Annotated in this window: 17 protein-coding genes; 2 read left to right on the top strand and 15 right to left on the bottom strand. The window is 39.2% G+C overall.

What is annotated here, in order from left to right; all coding sequences use genetic code 11:
• The first annotated feature begins 393 nt into the window (after window positions 1-393).
• Complete coding sequence (locus GO621_RS04275; RefSeq protein ID WP_157564507.1) at window positions 394-885, top strand: GNAT family N-acetyltransferase; 492 nt, start codon at window positions 394-396, stop codon at window positions 883-885.
• 433 nt (window positions 886-1,318) lie between these two features.
• Window positions 1,319-2,200 carry a 4-hydroxy-tetrahydrodipicolinate synthase gene (gene dapA, locus GO621_RS04270; RefSeq protein ID WP_157564506.1) on the top strand — a complete coding sequence of 294 codons (882 nt, stop codon included), beginning with the start codon at window positions 1,319-1,321 and terminating at the stop codon, window positions 2,198-2,200.
• A gap of 46 nt (window positions 2,201-2,246) precedes the next feature.
• Here dapA and GO621_RS04265 read toward each other — a convergent pair whose 3' ends face one another.
• From GO621_RS04265 to mraZ, 15 genes are all read right to left on the bottom strand, one after another.
• Window positions 2,247-2,438, bottom strand: coding sequence for a histone H1 (locus tag GO621_RS04265; RefSeq protein ID WP_157564504.1), 192 nt, complete (start codon window positions 2,436-2,438; stop codon window positions 2,247-2,249).
• A gap of 182 nt (window positions 2,439-2,620) precedes the next feature.
• Complete coding sequence (locus tag GO621_RS04260; protein WP_157564502.1) at window positions 2,621-3,862, bottom strand: aminotransferase class I/II-fold pyridoxal phosphate-dependent enzyme; 1,242 nt, start codon at window positions 3,860-3,862, stop codon at window positions 2,621-2,623.
• A gap of 142 nt (window positions 3,863-4,004) precedes the next feature.
• Window positions 4,005-5,630, bottom strand: coding sequence for a cell division protein FtsZ (ftsZ, locus tag GO621_RS04255; RefSeq protein WP_157564501.1), 1,626 nt, complete (start codon window positions 5,628-5,630; stop codon window positions 4,005-4,007).
• A 111-nt stretch (window positions 5,631-5,741) separates the two neighbouring features.
• On the bottom strand, window positions 5,742-7,091 hold the full coding sequence (gene ftsA, locus GO621_RS04250; RefSeq protein ID WP_157564499.1) for a cell division protein FtsA: 1,350 nt from the start codon (window positions 7,089-7,091) through the stop codon (window positions 5,742-5,744).
• A 2-nt stretch (window positions 7,092-7,093) separates the two neighbouring features.
• Complete coding sequence (locus GO621_RS04245) at window positions 7,094-7,960, bottom strand: cell division protein FtsQ/DivIB (RefSeq protein WP_157564497.1); 867 nt, start codon at window positions 7,958-7,960, stop codon at window positions 7,094-7,096.
• Window positions 7,953-9,311: a UDP-N-acetylmuramate--L-alanine ligase gene (gene murC / locus GO621_RS04240; RefSeq protein WP_157564496.1), complete on the bottom strand. Its 1,359-nt coding sequence runs from the start codon at window positions 9,309-9,311 to the stop codon at window positions 7,953-7,955. Before murC ends, GO621_RS04245 begins: the two co-directional genes overlap by 8 nt.
• 30 nt (window positions 9,312-9,341) lie before the next feature.
• Window positions 9,342-10,445, bottom strand: coding sequence for an undecaprenyldiphospho-muramoylpentapeptide beta-N-acetylglucosaminyltransferase (gene murG / locus GO621_RS04235; protein WP_157564494.1), 1,104 nt, complete (start codon window positions 10,443-10,445; stop codon window positions 9,342-9,344).
• A gap of 98 nt (window positions 10,446-10,543) precedes the next feature.
• Window positions 10,544-11,719 (bottom strand): FtsW/RodA/SpoVE family cell cycle protein, encoded by a 1,176-nt coding sequence (locus GO621_RS04230; protein ID WP_157564492.1) that lies wholly within the window; start codon window positions 11,717-11,719, stop codon window positions 10,544-10,546.
• A gap of 89 nt (window positions 11,720-11,808) precedes the next feature.
• Window positions 11,809-13,188 (bottom strand): UDP-N-acetylmuramoyl-L-alanine--D-glutamate ligase, encoded by a 1,380-nt coding sequence (gene murD / locus GO621_RS04225; protein ID WP_157564490.1) that lies wholly within the window; start codon window positions 13,186-13,188, stop codon window positions 11,809-11,811.
• Window positions 13,189-13,228: 40 nt separating this feature from the next.
• Window positions 13,229-14,470 (bottom strand): phospho-N-acetylmuramoyl-pentapeptide-transferase, encoded by a 1,242-nt coding sequence (gene mraY / locus GO621_RS04220; RefSeq protein WP_157564488.1) that lies wholly within the window; start codon window positions 14,468-14,470, stop codon window positions 13,229-13,231.
• Window positions 14,470-15,930 carry a UDP-N-acetylmuramoyl-L-alanyl-D-glutamate--2,6-diaminopimelate ligase gene (locus GO621_RS04215; protein WP_157564486.1) on the bottom strand — a complete coding sequence of 487 codons (1,461 nt, stop codon included), beginning with the start codon at window positions 15,928-15,930 and terminating at the stop codon, window positions 14,470-14,472. The genes mraY and GO621_RS04215 overlap by 1 nt, the downstream gene beginning before the upstream one ends.
• Complete coding sequence (locus GO621_RS04210) at window positions 15,927-18,026, bottom strand: penicillin-binding protein (RefSeq protein WP_157564484.1); 2,100 nt, start codon at window positions 18,024-18,026, stop codon at window positions 15,927-15,929. The genes GO621_RS04215 and GO621_RS04210 overlap by 4 nt, the downstream gene beginning before the upstream one ends.
• Entirely contained in the window at window positions 18,016-18,426 is a 411-nt protein-coding gene (locus GO621_RS04205; protein WP_157564482.1) for an FtsL-like putative cell division protein, read from the bottom strand. Before GO621_RS04205 ends, GO621_RS04210 begins: the two co-directional genes overlap by 11 nt.
• Complete coding sequence (gene rsmH / locus GO621_RS04200) at window positions 18,423-19,325, bottom strand: 16S rRNA (cytosine(1402)-N(4))-methyltransferase RsmH (protein ID WP_157564480.1); 903 nt, start codon at window positions 19,323-19,325, stop codon at window positions 18,423-18,425. The genes GO621_RS04205 and rsmH overlap by 4 nt, the downstream gene beginning before the upstream one ends.
• The gene (gene mraZ / locus GO621_RS04195) at window positions 19,318-19,782 is read right to left on the bottom strand and encodes a division/cell wall cluster transcriptional repressor MraZ (protein WP_157564478.1); all 465 of its coding nucleotides are present in this window, start codon (window positions 19,780-19,782) and stop codon (window positions 19,318-19,320) included. Before mraZ ends, rsmH begins: the two co-directional genes overlap by 8 nt.
• Window positions 19,783-19,893: the final 111 nt, after the last annotated feature.

The raw sequence follows: 19,893 nt of genomic DNA, 5'->3' as shown, positions 1-19,893 counted from the left end.
AAATGGAAGCAATCGAATATTCTATTGAATAAATTAAGCGACTGTGACCTTTCCTTAAAGACAGATTGTTTTGAAAACGAAATTCATTGAAATGATGTTAGATATTACTCAACAGCGATTTTTTTAATTAATTTTAATTGCTTTACATAGAGCCTGTTCAAATTATTATCTTAAAAAATTACAGTGCTTCTTTTATGCCTATAAATTCTGTTTTTTGAGATGACATCGATACAAGAAATACAGAAATTTATAGTTTTTTGCCTGATAAAAGAAGCATATAAAATAAATTGAATAAAATTTAAACAGGCTCATAATATTTACAATTGTAAATAGTGATCATGAAGCTATAACTGCGGGAATGAAGAGTGTCCAAAAAAGAGACCTAATATTAAGATGCAAAACAGCGCTGAAACTACGAGGCTTTTCCTGAGTACCTTAACTGAAGAAGACTATGTATTTATGGCCTTACTGGTTAACTCCGAAGGATGGATCAAATTTATAGGCGACAGAAAGGTTCATTCAAAGGCAGAAGCAGTGGCTTATATTGGTAAAATCTTGAACACAAAAAATTTATACTATTGGGTAGTTAGAATAAAGGAGGAGAATACTCCGATTGGAATAATATCATTTCTTAAACGGGAGTATCTGGAGTTCTTTGATATTGGTTTTGCTTTTCTTCCAGAATTCCAGGGGAATGGTTATGCCTGCGAGGCAACGAAAGAAATATTATCGATCGTTTGCTCAGCTAATGCGTGCGATCCAGTTTTAGCAACAACAATTCCCGGTAATGTAAATTCGATTAAGCTTCTGAATAAACTTGGATTTCATTTTCAAAAGAAGCTTGAGATAGCAAATCAGACACTACATATTTATTCCAACAGCTGATAGCTTCCTTAGGTTCCGTAAGGACAAGAACAGACATTTGAGGCTACTTTACTTGTTTACTCATTCAAAACCTATCGTCAATAAAACGGCCTTTTTACTTACACGTCAAGTAAGACAAATTCCAAACTTTTGCCATAAGCCCCAATTAACAAAGTCTGTTAGAAATCCATGTACAATAGCAAGTTATCCAGGCACGTTTATTTACTTGTAAGTATTACAAAAAAACGAACATATTTGTGTCATCCGGATCCGGCCATTAAAAGTTTATCTTTTCATTCTTAAACTGTTACAGCAAACTATTGCACCTATTTAATTACACCAAATCAAAGTTTTTAGAAGTTTAATGGATCAGTCACTTAAATCTTAATAATTGTTTAACATTAGCTTCCTGTAAAAACGCAAAATCTTATCTTAGCGGCTTCTTATTTTATTGATGAAAAAATTTTATGGTACCGGCGTAGCAATTGTTACTCCGTTTCAAACTGATGGTTCTGTTGATTTTTCCGGGTTGGAAAATATTATTGAAAACCTGATTGGCAATGGCATTGATTACCTGATTTCCTTGGGAACAACTGGTGAAAGTGCCACTTTAACTTCTTTAGAAAAGAAAGAAATCTGGAAGTTTACGGCACAAACTGTTGCAGGACGAGTTCCGTTAGTTGCAGGTGTTGGCGGAAATTACACAGCGGCAGTTGTAGAAAACATAAAAAACCTGGATAAACAAGGCTTTGATGCCATTCTTTCGGTTAGTCCATATTACAATAAACCAACACAGGAAGGCATTTATCAGCATTATAAAACCATTGCTGCCCAATCTGAACTGCCTGTTATTTTATACAATGTTCCAGGCCGTACCGGAAGTAATATTTCTGCAGAAACAACTGTAAGGCTTGCCCACGATTGTACAAATATTATTGCCATAAAAGAAGCATCAGGAAATTTTGACCAGTTTAACCAGATCATGCGGGACAAACCGGAAAGTTTTATGCTGATCTCCGGCGATGATCCGGTTACTTTACCAATGATTGCTTTAGGTGCCGTTGGTGTAATTTCTGTAATTGGCAATGCTGTTCCGCAGCTTTTTTCGGATATGGTACGGCTTTGTTTGGATGGAAAATGGGAAGCAGCCAGAATTATCCATTACCAGTTAATTGAGTTTACCAAGCTGATGTTTATAGACGGAAACCCGGCAGGTGTAAAAGAAGCATTAAAACTAACCGGATTATGCGAAAACACACTGAGATTACCTTTGGTTAATGTTAGCCCTAAAGTTTCCGGCCTGATTGCTGCAGAACTGAAAAACTTAAATTCATAAAAAAAATCCGATCGGTGGACCGGATTTTTAGGTGATAAAAGAAGCATTACTTTTTTTCAGCTTCTGCATTATTTTTAGTGTCCTGGATTTCTAAGCGAATGGCCTGAGCCATATTTTTTAAATCCTGCATGCCTTTTCTAATTCGTGTTCCGGCTGCACTATTGCCTTTGTTATAAAATTTGTCGGCATCTGCTTCCAAACTTTCTATCAATTTTTTAACTTCTTCAAATTTTTTCATCAAGATAATGGGTTAGGCTTTATAATAATTATTTTAATAAATTGTATAAGCTAATATATATTGTTTTTGAATAAAAGTCAATCGAATATAAGTTCTAATGAGGTATTTTTTAAAACTTTTAAAGATGTACAAATATTAATAATTCCTAATTTTTATCCGATAAAAGAAGCATTACAGATTTTTTAAGCCAAAGCAAACTTGTTTTCTTTGTAATAACCATTTTTTAGCTTTTCTGAAACCTGGCTAAAAGCATCCAAAGTTAGCTGTACATCTTCTAAAGTATGGGTTGCAGTAGGAATAATACGTAACTCTATCAAGCCTCTTGGAATAACCGGGTAAACAACAATCGAACAGAATATGCTGTAATTTTCCCGAAGGTCCATTGTTAAGCTGGTTGCTTCATTTAAATCGCCTTTTAAAAACACTGGTGTAACCATGGTGTTGGTAACACCTAAATCAAACCCGCGCGATCTTAAACCACTTTGTAACGCAGTAGCAATGGTCCATAGTTTTTCGCGCAATTCCGGGCGGTTAATCAGCAATTCCAACCGCTTTCTTAAACCAATTACCATTGGCATAGGCAGGGCTTTTGCAAAGGTTTGAGAACGCATGTTATAGCGCAAAAAATTAACAATGGTTTGGTTTGAAGCAACAAAAGCACCAATGCCAGCCATCGATTTTGCAAAAGTACCAAAGTAAACATCTACCTCATTAATACAATCCTGAGCTTCGTGCGTACCGGCACCACTTTTTCCCATCGTTCCAAATCCATGCGCATCATCAATTAACAGCCTGAATTTATATTGATCTTTTAAGGCTACAATTTCTTTGATTTTTCCCTGGGCACCAGACATCCCAAAAACACCTTCGGTAATTACCAAAATGCCGCCGCCTGTTTGTTCGGTTAGTTTAGCCGCCCGTTCAAGCTGCTTTTCCAGACTGACAATATCATTATGCTGATAAACATAGCGTTTGCCCATGTGTAACCGGACGCCATCTATAATACACGCATGCGATTCGCCATCATAAACAATAACATCATTTCTATCAACCAGACTATCAATGATAGAAACCATGCCCTGATAGCCATAATTTAACAGAAAAGCATCTTCTTTGCCTACAAACTTAGCCAGGTCTTTCTCCAAAGCTTCGTGCTGAGTGGAATTGCCAGACATCATCCGGGCGCCCATTGGGTAAGCCATACCGTAAGCAGCGGCAGCTTCTGCATCAGCTTTTCGTACTTCGGGATGGTTGGCCAGGCCTAAATAATTATTTAAACTCCAAACTAAATGTTCCTTTCCCCTGAACATCATGTGGGCATCGATCTCGCCTTCCAATCTCGGGAATGAGAAATAACCATGCGACCAGCTTTGGTGCTGACCTAATGGCCCCATATTTTTTTGTATTTTATCAAATAAATCCAAAACAGTTTATTTTAATGTAACAGTAACCCGGTAAAAATAGCTGTAATATTTTTTATCAGCAAAAGAAGCAAGCAACTCTTACTTAAAACCAACAAAAAAGGCCTTTGTTTAAACAAAGGCCTGTAAGTTAAGGCCAATAAGTTTAATCTACATTATCGTGCAAAAAAGAATTATTTGGCCTGATCTCGGTTTTTCCGTCTTCATCAGCTAATAAAGAAAACCTGGAAACCTGCGATTCTGATGAATGTGTATTTTGCTGTAAAGCAACTTCTTTACGTTTATATGCCGGTACATTTTCCAGTTCCTGGATGTTACCGCTTCTCAATTTCATACTTAAATCTTTTAAACGCATAATACGTTCCCTGGATTTACGCAATTGTTCTTCGATAGATTCATCCGTTTTCTGATCATCGGCACCGGAAGCAACAGGTTGTGGTTCTGGTTTTACCGGTTCCGGCCTGCCTGCTTCTGCAATATAGGAAGTTTCTGCAGGTTTATCAAAACTTAACGGTTCTGCAACTTTAAAGCTAAAGCCTGACGAATCCTTTTCGGTTTCCTGCTTTTTATCATCCTCATTAAGTTTGTATCTGATCGTTCCGCTTTGTTCTTGTCTGGAAGCTTCTTCCCTTTTTTGGAAAGGGTTGTTCATCTGGTTTCCCTGATTTTCATCATTGACTTTCAAAAACGGCTCCTGGTTATTCTCCCTTCCGGTATTAACCGTAAATTCGTTTACTGCTTTAACCAAAGGTTGATTATCGGTAATCAGGTGCGAAACAACTTTTTTGCTGCTTTGCACTTTCTCGCGCTCATCCTTGGTTTGGAAGCCGGTAGCAATAATTGTTACCGAGATTTTTTCGCCCAGGTTTTCATCCTTGCAATTACCCCAGATCAAATCTGCCATTAAACCTGCTTCTTCCTGAATATAATCGGTAATGATACTTACTTCATCCATCGTTACCTCTTTAGAGCCGGAACTGATATTTAAGAGAATATATCGTGCACCTTCAATCTCATTATCTTTTAATAATGGTGAAGCTAAAGCGCCTCTTACGGCTTCATAAGCACGGTTCTCGCCAGCAGAAGCATAACTTCCCATAATAGAGACGCCGCTGTCTTTCATTACCGTACGCACATCCTTAAAGTCAACATTGATATAACCCGGAAGTGTAATTATCTCTGCAATTCCTTTCGCTGCAGTAGTTAAAATATCATCTGCCTGTGCAAAGGCAGCGCCTAAAGTCAGGTTGCCAAAAATTTCACGTAGCCTGTCATTAGAAATCACCAGGAAAGAATCTACATATTTCCGCAGTTCTTCCATTCCTTCTTCGGCCTGCATTTTACGGCGTTTGCCTTCAAAAGAAAAAGGTGTAGTGATAATACCTACCGTTAAAATATCCAATTCGCGTGCTGCCTGTGCAATAATCGGACTGGCGCCTGTACCTGTGCCGCCGCCCATTCCTGCTGTAATAAACAGCATTTTAGTGTTAGTACCCAGCATCTGCTTAATATCGTCAATATTTTCTATAGCTGAGTTTTTACCAACTTCCGGGATCGAGCCTGCACCCATTCCTTCTGTTAAGCTTGCACCTAACTGTACTTTATTGGGGATCGGGCTTAACTCTAAAGCCTGTGCATCTGTATTACAGATAATAAAATCAACACCGGTAATACCCTGTTTGTACATGTGGTTTACTGCGTTGCCGCCGCCGCCGCCTACACCAATTACTTTGATGATAGACGACTTTTCTTTTAACATTTCAAATTGCATAATGCCTGATCTTAAGCTATATAGATATATTGACGACTCAATTAACAAAACGTAATATTACGTTTTTACAAATTATTTTTTATAATGAATTTACCTTTGATTTATAAACTTTTATTTTAAGAAATCTTCATCTTTGATATCATCTTTGATAAAAATCTTTCCCTTCTCCAACATCCTGGAAAGTAAACCATGTTTTTTCTCCGAAGTAACACTTGCGGGTTTAACCTGAGATTTTACTTCTGTAACCGGCTGTACTTCTGTATCTTCCATTTTCTGTATCCCTTTAATTAACAAACCAATACCGGTAGCATACATCGGGCTTTGCAGTTCGTCAAAAATATTTTTTTGTAATACTTCGTTTTTTGCCAGATGCTCACTCGGATAACCAATGCGGCAATCTAAACCGGTAACATATTCTACCAGCTGCGGCAAATGTTTTAACTCTGCACCACCGCCGGTTATTACAATTCCGCCAATCATTTTCTTTTCGTAACCGGAAGTTTTGATCTCATAATAAACATGTTCTATGATTTCTTCCATCCGGGCCTGGATTACATAAGCCAGATTTTTTACCGATATTTCTTTTGATTCCCTTCCGCGCAAACCTGGTACACAAACAATCTCGTTATCTTTATTTTCTTCTGCCAGAGCTGATCCAAAACGGGTTTTTAACATTTCGGCGATGTTGCGCATTACTGAACAACCTTCGCGTATATCTTCTGTAACGCTATTTCCACCAAACGGAATAACCGCCGTGTGGCGTATAATTCCTTCATGGAAAATAGCCAGATCGGTTGTGCCGCCGCCAATATCAATTAAAACCACACCTGCTTCTTTTTCTTCTTCGGTTAAAACTGCTTCTGAAGAGGCCAATGGTTCCAGGATAAGTTCGTGGCTTTCCAATCCTGCTTTGGTTACACATTTCACAATGTTTTTTACAGCCGTAACTTGGCCGGAAATGATATGAAAATTAGCTTCCAAACGAACGCCAGCCATACCAATCGGGTCTTTGATCCCAGGTTCATTATCTACCGTAAATTCCTGCGGTAAAACATGGATAATTTCTTCTCCAGGAGGCATAACCAAATTATACATGTCCTCGATCAGTTTATCAATATCTTTCCGGTTAATTTCCCGGTTTAAATCCCGGCGGGTAATTAAACCCCGGTGCTGTAAACTTTTAATATGCTGGCCAGCAATACCTACGTTTACCACCCGGATCTCTACGTTAGATTGTGCTGCTGCTATATCGATTGCCTGCGTAATCCCCTGCACTGTTTTATCAATGTTTGATACCACACCACGTGTTACACCCGCCGATTCTGCCTTTCCGATACCTAAAATTTCAACTGTATGATCTTTACTTCTGCGGCCTACAATTGCGCAGATTTTTGTTGTACCAATGTCTAAGCCAACTACAATTGGCGAACTTTTGTCGTGACTGATAGAAACCTTTTCCATTTCTAATGTATATTTTGAGTTGAATGCTGATTAATATGATTAGTATCTTGTTTAACTATTTGCTTTGGCTTTAGCGCTACCGTTTTTAACAAAGAATCGCTTTTAATGCCAATAACCTGGTTGGCGTATTTAATGTTAATAACTTTATACGCACCCCAGCCGGTTTTAGGTATCGCTTTTTGATAAAAAATTAACAAATTTTTAAATTTTTTATCCAATGAATCTGCATTACCCAATAAAATCCGCTGGTTGCCTATCCTTGGAATTAATTCTATCTCGTGATTTGCGTTTACGTTAATTTGTTCTATCTGCGCATCCCACAAAGAATCCCTCCTGATAAAGTCGGCAGTTTTAAATAAAGCTTTGGCCATCGCGGTATGCAAAGTATCTACACGGTTTATAAAAACTTCATCAATGTTGCCGGTTGCAACCAGTACAGGTGCCGTAAAGTTTGCAGAAAGCGGAATTTTTAAACCATACTGATCTACATAAAAATCTTGCTCAAACCGGTTCATTATGCGCAAAATGGGTTGCCGCTGGCGGATTTCTACATTAACTACGCCATCCATATCGGCATAAACTTTAGCAAATTCAATAAAAGGGTTAGCCTGCAAAGTTTTTTCCAGCTGATGGATGTTGATGTCTTCCAGTTTCTTGCCCACCAAAGTATTGTTGCCTACATGCAAAATCGAATTGACTTCCTGCCGGTCAACAAAATATTCATTGCCCGGTATATAAACCTTTACTTCCCGGCACAACATAGATGCTCTTTTTATGCCGATAAAACTCATCAGCACAAATAAACCACCCAGGCAAACTGCCCAGATCAAACCAAATGCAATGTGCTTCCAAATTGGTTTTTTAAACATTTTGTAAAGCTGCTTTTAAAGGTTCAACCATTTTGTCAATATCGCCTGCGCCCACGGTTAACAATAATTCGGGCTTTTGCTGCTGCACGTAATCCAATGCTTCTTTTACCGTATATTTTTTTGCATTTGATGAAGGTTTCATCCGTTCCAAAATCATTTCTGCATTTACACCTTCAATTGGTAATTCTCTTGCAGGATAAATATTTAGCAAAAGCAAATGATTAGTTTGAGATAAAACTTCTGCAAATTCATCTGCAAAATCCCTCGTTCTTGTGTACAAATGCGGCTGAAAAATAACAGTCAGTTCTTTATCCGGATAAAGCTCTTTTACCGAAGTAATGCAAGCACGCAGTTCTTCCGGGTGATGGGCATAATCATCAATATAAATGGCTTTATTAGTATTGATGATGTATTCAAACCGCCGTTTTATGCCCAGAAAAGATTTTAATGCAGCTTTTATTTCCTTCGGGCCAACCTCTAAAAATAATGCTGTTTGTATAGCAGCAACTGCATTTTCAACATTATGTATTCCTGCAATGCCTAATTGAATAGCTTTAATTTGGGTTTCTTTATTTTTAAAGTCAAAATGATATGTTCCGTTTTCTATGCGGATATTTTCCGCAATAGCTTCAGCTTCAGCATCTGTTGCGTAAGTAACTCCTTTATTTAAAGGCAAACCTTTTTTATATATCAGTTTTCCGTCTGTTTTAACTTGAGATGCAAACTGCTGAAACGCCTGAACCATGCTGTTTTTATCACCATAAATATCGAGATGGTCTGCATCCATAGAAGTAACTACGGCAATATCAGGATGAAGTGTTAAGAACGAACGATCGTATTCATCCGCCTCAACCACCAGCATTTCATTACTTCCGAACAATACATTAGTTTGATAATTGGTTGCAATTCCACCTAAAAAAGCAGAACAATCATTTCCGGAAGCACGCATAACATGTGCAATCATGCAGGAAGTAGTTGTTTTGCCATGCGTGCCTGCAACGGCAATGGTAAACATGCCTTTGCTAATGATGCCTAAAACTTCCGAACGTTTTTTTAGGGTGAATTTTTTATCCTGAAAGAAGTTTAAGATTAAAGAATTTGCAGGAACCGCAGGTGTGTAAATTACCAGGGTGCCTTCTTCCGGCTCGTTAAAATCAAAAGGGATATAATCGATTTCATCGTGATACGCAATTTCGATATTTTCCTGCTCCAACGCTGTGGTTAAAGCAGTTTGCGTTTTATCGTAACCGGCAACCAAACAGCCGCGATGCTGAAAGTACCGGGCCAAACCGCTCATGCCGATCCCGCCGATGCCAATCAAGTAAACACGTTGTATGCTATTCAGTTCCATAATTTTTATGCTGTAAAAACAGCATCTTGTTTAATTATCGTTTGTTATTTTTAATACTTCTTTTGCAATATTGATATCTGCATCTGGCATAGCCAGTTTGCCAATTTGTGTACTTAGTTTTTGTTGTCTTGCTTCATCCTTCAGCAAATCCAATACTGTTTTTATCAGCATATTTTCTGCATCTGCATCTTTCACTAAAACTGCTGCATTTTGCCGTACCAATGCCAAAGCATTTTTAGTTTGATGATCTTCGGCCACATTTGGCGAAGGTACGAGGATGACTGCTTTTTTTACCAGGCATAATTCGGCAATCGTTCCAGCTCCGGCACGAGAGATAATAACATCAGCAGCAGCATAAGCCAGGTCCATCCGGTTAAAAAACTCGACCACACAAATATTCGGATGATAATTCTCGCCCAGCTTTTCCTTAATCGTTTTATAGTAATACTTGCCGGTTTGCCAAACTACCTGTACATCGGCAGCAATCAATTGATCTGAACCTGCCAACAGGCAATTGTTTAAAGTTCCGGCACCCAGACTTCCGCCGGTAACCAATATTGTTTTTTTTGACGGAGAAAGCTTGAAAAAGGTTAAAGCTTCTTCCCGCTTTCCGGTAATTTCTACCGATGCCCGGCGAATTGGATTGCCTGTTTTGATGATGCGATCTCCAGGAAAAAACCTTTCCATGCCATCAAAAGCAACACAAATACGCTTTGCTTTTTTTGCCAGCCATTTGTTGGTTAGGCCAGCATAGGAGTTTTGTTCCTGAATTAAAATCGGAATATTTTTAGTTGAAGCTGCATACAAAAGCGGGCCAGAAGCATAACCGCCAACGCCAACCACAGCATCAGGTTTAAAGTTCTTGATGATTGCTTTTGCTTTGCTTATACTGCTAAAAACTTTAAATGGCAACAACAGGTTTTTCAGGATAGAGCCACGCTGAAAACCGGCAATGTCCAAACCAACAATTTCATATCCGGCAGCAGGAACTTTTTCCATTTCCATTCTCCCGTTTGCACCTACAAAAAGAATAACAGTATCCGGATGCAGCTTTTTCAGGGCATCCGCAATAGCTACAGCCGGGAAGATATGTCCTCCGGTTCCGCCGCCGCTTATGATGATCCTTTTTGCCATTCCTTTTTATTCTGATATGCTTCTTTTACCGACCTAAAACTTACAACCCATAACCTTTTAACTTACAACTGTTCATGCTTCTTTTACCGACCTAAAATTTACGCTGCTACTTCTTTTTCCCTGATCTCTCCTATAACCACTTTCCGGTTATCTTCATACTCATCAATATGCCGGCTTACCGATAAAATAATACCGAAAGCCACACTTGTAAATAAGATGGAAGTTCCGCCCATACTTACTAACGGAAGTGGGACACCAGTAACCGGGCCTAAACCAACGGCAACAGCCATGTTGGCAAAAGCCTGTATCGTTAAACTAAAACTTAAACCTGCGGCAAGCAATGCCCCAAATGCTTTTGGCGCTTTGGTTACAATTTTGATGCATCGATATAATAAAAACAGGTAGATCAGTACCAGTGAAAAACCGCCAATCAATCCATATTCTTCTATAATCGTTGCATAAATAAAATCTGAATATGGATGCGGCAGATAATTGCGCTCGGTACTGTTTCCAGGGCCTTTTCCAAAAATCCCACCGGTTGCAATAGCAATTTTTGCATGATCAGACTGAAAGGATTTATCGCGGTCAACTTTGCTTGGGTGCATAAAAGTTTGAATACGCGAAGCATACGTTTTCCGTCTTGGCCCTAAAAATATTACGCCTGCTAATAAAACTGCCCCTGCCAGGCAAACCACTGCAATTTGTTTAATGCTGATCCGGCCGATAATCAATAATAAAACACTTACACCGAACAGCATTAATGCGGTAGATAAATTAGCTAATGCGATCAGGATAAAAACAACACAAACCGAACCCATAATCGGCATAAAAGATTCTTTAACATCCTTAATATTTTCCTGCTTGCGCGATAAACTTCGGGCCAGAAAAGTAATGAGTGATAATTTGGCTAAATCTGAGGTTTGGAAAGTTAAACCAGTCCCGGGAATAGCAATCCAGCGGCTTGCATCGTTTACGTGGTTACCAAAAAGAAGGGTATAAAGCAACAACGGAATGGTTACCATCATCAGGACTTTAGATATACCAGAGTAATAACGGTAATCCAATTTGTGCGAAACATACATCAGTGCAATACCGCCAAATATCATGGCCATGTGTTTAATGAGGATTGACTCTGCACCAACACCGCGTTTATAAGCCAGCGTTCCTGTTGAACTGTAAACAGCTAAAGCCGAAATTACAGACAACAGGATAACGATCAGCCAGATCCAGCGGTCGCCTTTGGTTTGACTAAGTATTCTGTTAATGCTATTCATTCAATTTTTGTTAATATTTTAATAGCTCATAGCCGCACGTCCACCCACCATGAACCATCAACTATTGGCTATTGGCTATTTGCTTCCTCCTATAATTCCTTCACCGCTGCTTTAAACTGCCGGCCGCGGTCTTCATAATTTTTGAACAGATCGAAACTGGCACAAGCCGGAGATAACAAAACGGTATCCCCTTTTTTTGCCAGATGATACGCCATTTGTACCGCTTCTGCTGCCGAAAAAGTGTTTACAATCATCTCTACATCATCTTCAAAAGCTTCATGGATGCGTTTGTTATCTTTCCCCAAACACACAATGGCTTTTACTTTCTGCTTTACCAGTTCTTTCAGCATCGTGTAATCGTTGCCTTTATCTACGCCACCCAAAATCAGTACAACATCCGTATTCATACTTTCCAAAGCATACCAGGTAGAATTAACATTGGTAGCTTTAGAATCATTGATAAAACTAATGCCCGCAATATTACCTGCATGTTCCAGCCTGTGCTCAATGTTCTTGAAATCGCCCATGCTTTCACGGATCGTTTCGTTCCTTAATTCGAGAACTTTAGCAGTAATACCTGAAGCCATGCTGTTATAAATATTATGCTTACCCTGCAAAGCCAATTCGTTGATGTACATGTTCAGGTCTCCTTTATCCGTTAAAATAAAAATCTCATCGTCCGACAGATAGGCGCCTTGTTCCACCTTTTTTTGGATAGAAAAAGGAAGTTTTTTGGCTGTGATCTTACGTTTGTTAATTCCTTTTACAGTTTCTTCGTCATCGGCACAATAAATCAGATAATCAGCACCGGTTTGGTTTTGAATGATCCGAAATTTAGAATCGGCATAATTATCCATTTTATATTCGTACCGATCGAGGTGATCTGGTGTGATATTCAATAGTACAGCAATATCAGCCTTAAACTGATACATATCATCAAGCATAAAACTGCTGATCTCCAAAACAAAATGATCGTACTTTTCGGCAGCAACCTGGTAAGCAAAACTTTTCCCGATGTTACCAGCCAGGCCAACATTTAAACCTGCCTTTTTTAGCAGGTGATAAGTTAAGCTTGCCGTAGTAGTTTTGCCGTTTGACCCGGTGATGCAGATCATTTTCGCTTTGGTATATCTTCCGGCAAACTCAATTTCAGAAATAACCGGAATACCTTTTGCCTTTAATTTTTTAACAATTGGCGCTTTTTCAGGAATGCCCGGACTTTTTACTACTTCATCAGCCTGCAAAATAATTTCTTCGGAATGCTGGTTCTCTTCAAAATCAATGTTCCAGTCCTGCAACTGCTGTTTGTACTTTTCGTTCATCTGCCCGAAATCAGAAACAAAAACTTTAAAACCCTGCTTACGCGCTAAAAAAGCTGCACCTACGCCACTTTCTCCGGCTCCAAGAACGCATAGGAACTTACCGTTTCCGGCAGTTGCTAATTCTGATATTTGATTTCCTGTTTCCAAAGCTTTATTTATTTTTCGTTTTGACTTAATGCTTCTTTTACTACCTTAATTTTAAGGTTACGATGGTTACAATGGCCAGAAAAATACCAACGATCCAAAACCTCGTAACAATTTTGGATTCGTGATAACCTTTTTTCTGAAAGTGATGATGCAGCGGCGACATTAAAAATATCCGTCTGCCTTCTCCGTATTTCTTTTTGGTGAACTTGAAATAACTCACCTGTAAAATCACCGAAACCAGTTCGATTAAAAAAATACCGCATAAAAGAGGTATCAGCAATTCTTTACGGATCATGATGGCAAAGGCAGCGATGATCCCGCCGATTGCCAGACTGCCGGTATCTCCCATAAATATTTGTGCCGGATACGAATTGTACCACAAAAAGCCGACACAAGCACCTACAAAAGCACCGGCAAAAATTACAAGTTCACCAGAATTTGGTATGTAAACGATGTTCAGGTAATCAGCAATTACGGTATTACCGGAAACATAAGCGAGAACTGCTAATGTAATTCCAATTATTGCTGAGGTTCCTGTTGCCAAACCATCAATTCCATCGGTAATATTAGCACCGTTAGAAACTGCGGTAATGATAAAAATGGTAAACAGCATGAAAACAATCAGTGCATAATGCTCGTAACCCGGACCAATAAATTTGATCACTTTAGCATAATCAAACTCGTTATGCTTGTAAAAAGGCACATTGGTTTTGGTAGATTTAATATCCTGCGTATAAATATATTTGTTGCCCTGCTGATGAACTTCTACCGGAACATCATATTTTACCGGAAGCGTTACGGTTTGACGGATAACGATTTCCGGGCTAAAATACATCGTCCAGCCAATAATAACCGATAAACCAACCTGGCCAACAATTTTAAAACGGCCTGCTAACCCTTCTTTATTCTTTTTAAAAACCTTGATGTAATCATCTAAAAATCCTACTGTTCCCATCCAGATGGTAGTAATAATCATCAGGATGATGTAAATATTATCCAGTTTGGCGAGTAATAAAGTTGGGATTAGAATTCCCATCAAAATCATAATCCCACCCATTGTTGGCGTTCCCTGTTTTTGCATCTGGCCTTCCAAACCTAAGTTCCTTACCGTTTCGCCAACTTGCTTCTTCTGCAGATATTTAATAATCCTTCCGCCAAAAACAGTTGTAATAATCAGCGAAAGAATAACAGACATAGCCGTACGGAACGAGATGTACTGGAAAACGCCGACCCCAGGGATATTGTGGTTTTTATAGAGATAGGTAAACAGGTAATACAGCATCAGTTTATGAGTTTAAATTGTTCTGTCAAAATCTGTTTATCATCAAAAGGATATTTTACACCTTTTATCTCCTGGTATTTTTCATGGCCTTTTCCGGCCAATAAAATTATATCTTCCGGTTGTGCTAAATGGCATGCTGCTTTTATCGCCTCTTTTCTATCAGCAATGGCAAAAACTTTTCGTTGCTGATCTGGTGTGATGCCAGCTTCCATATCTCTGATAATTTGGTCTGGTTCCTCAGAGCGCGGATTATCAGAAGTTAAAATCACTTTATCGCTCCACTCGCAGGCAACACTTGCCATAACCGGGCGTTTTGTTTTATCACGGTCGCCGCCGCAACCAATCACGGTAATAACCTGTTCGTTGCCTTTGCGAATGTCTTTTATCGTACTTAAAACATTTTGTACTGCATCGGGCGTGTGGGCATAATCAACAATGCCGATAACTTTTTTAGGAGAAATGATATAATCAAACCTGCCTTCTGCACCTGATAAACGGCTCATTACCGTTAAAACTTTTTCTTTATCCTGATCAAGCAATAGGGCAGCGCCATAAACAGCCAGCAAATTATAAGCATTGAAGCTGCCAACCAGCTTGAACCAAACTTCCTGGTTATCAATATTTAAAAGCAAACCGCCAAACTGGTTTTCGATAATTTTAGCCTTAAAATCGGCCATGCTTTTTAAAGCATAAGTTTTCTGAGTAGCTTTGGTATTTTGCAACATCACCCTGCCATTTTTATCGTCTAAATTTGTTAAGGCAAAAGCAGTAACTGGCAAGCCATCAAAAAATGCTTTTTTAGCTTTCAGATAATTGTCAAAAGTTTTATGGAAATCGAGATGATCGTGGGTGATGTTAGAAAATAAAGCTCCGGCAAAAGCTAAACCGGTAATGCGATGCTGTACAATTGCATGCGAACTCACTTCCATAAAAGCATAATCGCAGCCCAGTTCCACCATTTCATACAACAACTGGTTTAAAGCAATCGGATCTGGTGTGGTATGTGTTGCAGGAATAACTTCATTATTAATCCGGTTTTCTACAGTAGAAAGCATGCCGCATTTGTAACCCAGTTCTCTAAAAAGCTTGAATAGTAAGGTTACAACAGTGGTTTTACCGTTTGTACCGGTTACACCAACTAATTTTAATTTAGCAGAAGGATGATCGTAAAAGTTAGCCGCTGCAAAACCTAAAGCTTCGGATGCATCTTTTACCTTGATAAAAACAGTATCAGCATTTTTGCCTTGCGGTATTTCTTCGCAAACAACAGCAACAGCACCAGCAGCAATTGCCTGATCGATAAAAAGGTGACCATCAGCCAAAGTTCCGCGAACAGCAAAGAAAAGGCTACCGGGAACAACTTTCCGGGAATCAAAAACAAGCGCAGTAATTTCCTGTTCCGGCTTGTTTAAATTAGCCAGATTAGTAATTCCGTTGCATATATCCTTTAGTAACTTCATTCTAATTCGAGTACAATTTTAGATCCTTTTGGTATGATGCTTCCTGCACCAACAGATTGTTTAACAACCGTTCCGCTGCCAATTACTGCAACCTTATAGCCTGCATTTCCCATGATAAACAAAGCATCACGTAAACCCATTCCAACCGCTGATGGCACTGCGCCTTTTTTAGACGATGCTTCTTTTACCGTAGAAAAATCATCACTGCTATCGCTCTCTGTTTCATTATTTTTAGCATAAGTTACTTTCAATCCAAGTTTGGAATAAACCTCTTGTGTAGCTTTTTGCTGGCCAATTTTGGCTTTGGGCGATAGTGCATTTCCGGCTATATGAATACTGGGTTTATCCTGGTTCATTTCCAGATCGATTGAATATACTTTATCAGCTATTTCTCTAAAAACAGGGCCAGAAACCAACGCGCCATAATAAGCGCCTTTAGGATCGTTGATCACAACGATCATAGAATATTTAGGCTTATTAGCCGGAAAATAACCTACAAAGGAAGCCTGGTACTGACGTTTTCCTCTATATCCCCTGTTTGCATCTGCCACCTGCGCCGTGCCTGTTTTACCAGCTATTTTGTAAAGCGGGTTATAAACAATTTGCTTTCCGCTACCCTCCAACACTACGCCTTCCAGCATTTTCTTTATCTTGCCCAAGGTTACTTCAGAACATATTTTTTCATTGATTACCCTTGCCTGGAACTGCTCTATCGGGTTACCTAACCTTCTGATCTCTTTTACAAAAATTGGTGCTATATATTTACCGTTATTAGCAACCGCATTATAAAAAGAAAGCATTTTTAAAGGAGTTAACTGCATTTCATAACCATAGGCCATTTGGGGCAAAGTCATGTTCTTGTTCCAGCTTTTATTATTAGGGTTTTTAATTACCGGTTGCGCTTCTCCGGGTATCTGCAAACCTAATTTCTCATTCAGCTTCCATTCATATAAATGATCTGTAAATTGAGACTGATTATTATGGTAAGCATTATTTACCAGATAAGCTACTGCGGCATTGGAGGATTCTTCAAATGCCCTTTTTACCGTAACCACACCGATACTTCCATGCGAATCTTTAATGATATGCCCCGGAATTTTATAAAAACCAGTATTTACCATTGTTCCGGTATCTACTTTATGATCTTCCAGCAAAGCCATGTAAGAAGCTAATTTAAAAGTTGAACCCGGATCCTGATTACCAGCAATGGCGTAATTAAACTTCTCTTTATATTCACCAGGCGCTACTTTTGTAAAATTGGCAACAGCACGAACTTCCCCGGTTGCAACTTCCATTAAAATAACCGCTCCGTGGTCTGCATCACTTTTAATCAACTGCTTTTCTAAAGCATTTTGGGCTACGTCCTGAAAATTAACATCAAGCGTAGAAATAATATCAGCGCCTTCTTTTGGTGCTATTTCATAATCCTCATTTACCGGTTTCCATACACCGCCGGCAATTCTTTGCATCAATCTTTTACCAGATTCTCCGTTGATATAAGAAGCGTAAGCACCTTCTAAACCAACTGCATTTTTTACGTTCTCATTTTTATAGCCAATGGTTCTGGCAGCTAAAGAACGGTAAGGCAAAATCCGTTTATTTTTTTGAAGAACTATTAATCCGCCGCCATATTTGCCCAAGTTAAAAATTGGGAACTTTTTGATCTGCTTTAAATCCTGAAAAGAAACCTTTCGTTTAATCAGTAAGTAACGGGAACTGTCCCGGCGACCATCACGAAGGTAACGGGAATAATCACGGGCAGATTTATCACCAAAAAAAGCAGAAAGCTTCATGGCCAGCGAATCTACTTTGTCGTAAAATACTTTATCGTCTGTTATGGCACCATCTACCATATCCATCCGCAATTCATATTCTGGTACAGAGGTAGCCAGCATGCTGCCATCCAAGGCAAAAATATTTCCGCGGGCAGCTTCTACATTAACGTAACGGATAGAAAGGCTGTCCTGCATCGCTGCCCATTTTTTACCTTGCAAAAACTGTACTCGGCATAACTGTACCATTACTGCCGCAGCAAATAGCACAATCAGGCCAAAAGCCAGATATACGCGCAGCAGTATGTTGGTCCTAATGCTCATCTTCTTCTGTTACCGTAATTTTCTGCGGAGGTTCTACAGATGTTTTTAACCCTAAACTATCTGCTTTTTTCTCTACTTCTGTTAATGTACTCCTGTAGGAAAGTTCTGCTTTAGTTGTTTTATAATCCCAGCTAAGTTCTTTTACCTGTTTAGATAATTTATCAATATCCCTGATATTATTTTCGGCCATGTGGCGGTTAGCGATATAAACCATTGCCAGAAAAGCCACAAAAAACATAAACGGCAGCATGCGGGTAGCAGCTTCGGTAGAAACAACCCCTTTCTGGAACAGTAAAGTGAAAAAGTTATCAGGAATTTTACCGGCAGGCGGTTTTTCCTCAACAATCAATTCCTTTTCCGGTTCCTCTTCTTCCAGAATTTCTGCTCTTAAACGGTTCATTTTTTTACAGCTATCCTTAATTTAGCACTGCGTGCCCGGTTGTTATTTTTTATTTCTTCTTCTGATGCCGTTATCGCACCACGGCTTACCGCATCAAATGGTTTTTGATCATTACCATAAAAATCTTTTTCTACTTCGCCCCGAAATTTCCCTTTGGAAATGAAATTTTTAACCAAACGGTCTTCCAGGGAATGATAAGACATGACCACTAATCGTCCGCCAGAAACCAGCACTTCTGCCGACTGCGTTAAAAAATCCTGTAAAGCCTCCAGTTCCTGGTTAACTTCAATCCGCAAAGCCTGAAAAACCTGGGCTAAATATTTATTTTCTTTTCCTTTAGGGATGAGGTTTTGTATAGCGGTTTTCAACTCAGCAATAGTTCCGATCGGTTGGTTTAACCTTGCTGTTACTACTGTTTTTGCCAGTGTTTTTGCATTTTGCAGTTCACCATACATCCCGAAAATGCGGTGCAAATCTTCTTCACTATAAGAGTTGATGATCTTTTTAGCCGTCAGTTCGCTGCCCTGGTTCATCCGCATATCCAGATCGGCATCAAAACGAACAGAAAAACCTCTTTCCGCCTGGTCAAACTGGTGGGAAGAAACGCCCAGATCAGCTAAAATTCCGTTTACCGGAATAGCTTCATACAAACGGCAATAATTTTTTAAGTACCTGAAATTCTGCTCCACAAAAGTAAAACGTTCATCTTCGGGCACATTTCTTTTAGCATCTTCATCCTGATCAAAAGCAAGCAGACGGCCGCCTTCACCCAAATGGTTTAGGATCTCTTTGGAATGACCGCCGCCACCAAAAGTTACATCCACGTAAGTACCTTCCGGCTGGATAGCAAGTGCAGCAATACATTCCTGCAGCATTACGGGTGTATGGTAATTATTCATTGGTTTTGCTTCTTTGGTTTCCCATTACTTCTTCCGCCAGGTTTGCAAAATTCTCCGGCTCGTTATCCAACTGCTCATCGTAAGCGCTTTGCGCCCAAACTTCTATTTTATTTAAATTTCCGGTTAATACAACGTCTGTCCCGATACCGGCGTATTCTAATAATGATTTCGGAAAAAGTATCCTTCCGGCAGCATCCGGCAATATTTCCGTTGCCCCTCTTGTAAAATACCTGACAAACTCCCGGTTCTTTTTTTCAAACTGATTGAGCTTGCCCAGTTCATCCATGATCAAATCCCACTCTTTGTGCGGATAAATGACCAGGTGTTTTTCAAAACCGCGATTGATGACAAGCCCTTCCCGTTCAGCTTCCGGAAGCTGTTTCCTGAGGTTCGAGGGGATCATCATCCTCCCTTTTGCATCAAGCTTACATTCAAACTCACCTAAAAAATGTGGCATCGTCCCAATAAGGGTAATATTTAATGAGTAAAAGTAAATATTTTACCACCTTTTACCACAATTCCCCACTAAAAGTTTTCAACATTAATTTTTTATTTTTTTTAAGTGCTT

The sequence above is a fragment of the Mucilaginibacter arboris genome (assembly GCF_009754915.1).
In the GTDB taxonomy this organism is placed as follows: domain Bacteria; phylum Bacteroidota; class Bacteroidia; order Sphingobacteriales; family Sphingobacteriaceae; genus Mucilaginibacter_A; species Mucilaginibacter_A arboris.
Note: the sequence above shows the minus strand (reverse complement) of the source record. Positions and strands in the feature narration are given on the sequence as shown.

Coding starts and splice junctions, on each gene's coding strand:
- GO621_RS04275 (WP_157564507.1), top strand. CDS start 394: ATGCAAAACAGCGCTGAAACTACGAGGCTTTTCCTGAGTACCTTAACT.
- dapA (WP_157564506.1), top strand. CDS start 1,319: ATGAAAAAATTTTATGGTACCGGCGTAGCAATTGTTACTCCGTTTCAA.
- GO621_RS04265 (WP_157564504.1), bottom strand. CDS start 2,438: ATGAAAAAATTTGAAGAAGTTAAAAAATTGATAGAAAGTTTGGAAGCA.
- ftsZ (WP_157564501.1), bottom strand. CDS start 5,630: ATGCAATTTGAAATGTTAAAAGAAAAGTCGTCTATCATCAAAGTAATT.
- ftsA (WP_157564499.1), bottom strand. CDS start 7,091: ATGGAAAAGGTTTCTATCAGTCACGACAAAAGTTCGCCAATTGTAGTT.
- GO621_RS04245 (WP_157564497.1), bottom strand. CDS start 7,960: ATGTTTAAAAAACCAATTTGGAAGCACATTGCATTTGGTTTGATCTGG.
- murC (WP_157564496.1), bottom strand. CDS start 9,311: ATGGAACTGAATAGCATACAACGTGTTTACTTGATTGGCATCGGCGGG.
- murG (WP_157564494.1), bottom strand. CDS start 10,445: ATGGCAAAAAGGATCATCATAAGCGGCGGCGGAACCGGAGGACATATC.
- GO621_RS04230 (WP_157564492.1), bottom strand. CDS start 11,719: ATGAATAGCATTAACAGAATACTTAGTCAAACCAAAGGCGACCGCTGG.
- mraY (WP_157564488.1), bottom strand. CDS start 14,470: ATGCTGTATTACCTGTTTACCTATCTCTATAAAAACCACAATATCCCT.
- GO621_RS04215 (WP_157564486.1), bottom strand. CDS start 15,930: ATGAAGTTACTAAAGGATATATGCAACGGAATTACTAATCTGGCTAAT.
- GO621_RS04210 (WP_157564484.1), bottom strand. CDS start 18,026: ATGAGCATTAGGACCAACATACTGCTGCGCGTATATCTGGCTTTTGGC.
- GO621_RS04205 (WP_157564482.1), bottom strand. CDS start 18,426: ATGAACCGTTTAAGAGCAGAAATTCTGGAAGAAGAGGAACCGGAAAAG.
- rsmH (WP_157564480.1), bottom strand. CDS start 19,325: ATGAATAATTACCATACACCCGTAATGCTGCAGGAATGTATTGCTGCA.
- mraZ (WP_157564478.1), bottom strand. CDS start 19,782: ATGCCACATTTTTTAGGTGAGTTTGAATGTAAGCTTGATGCAAAAGGG.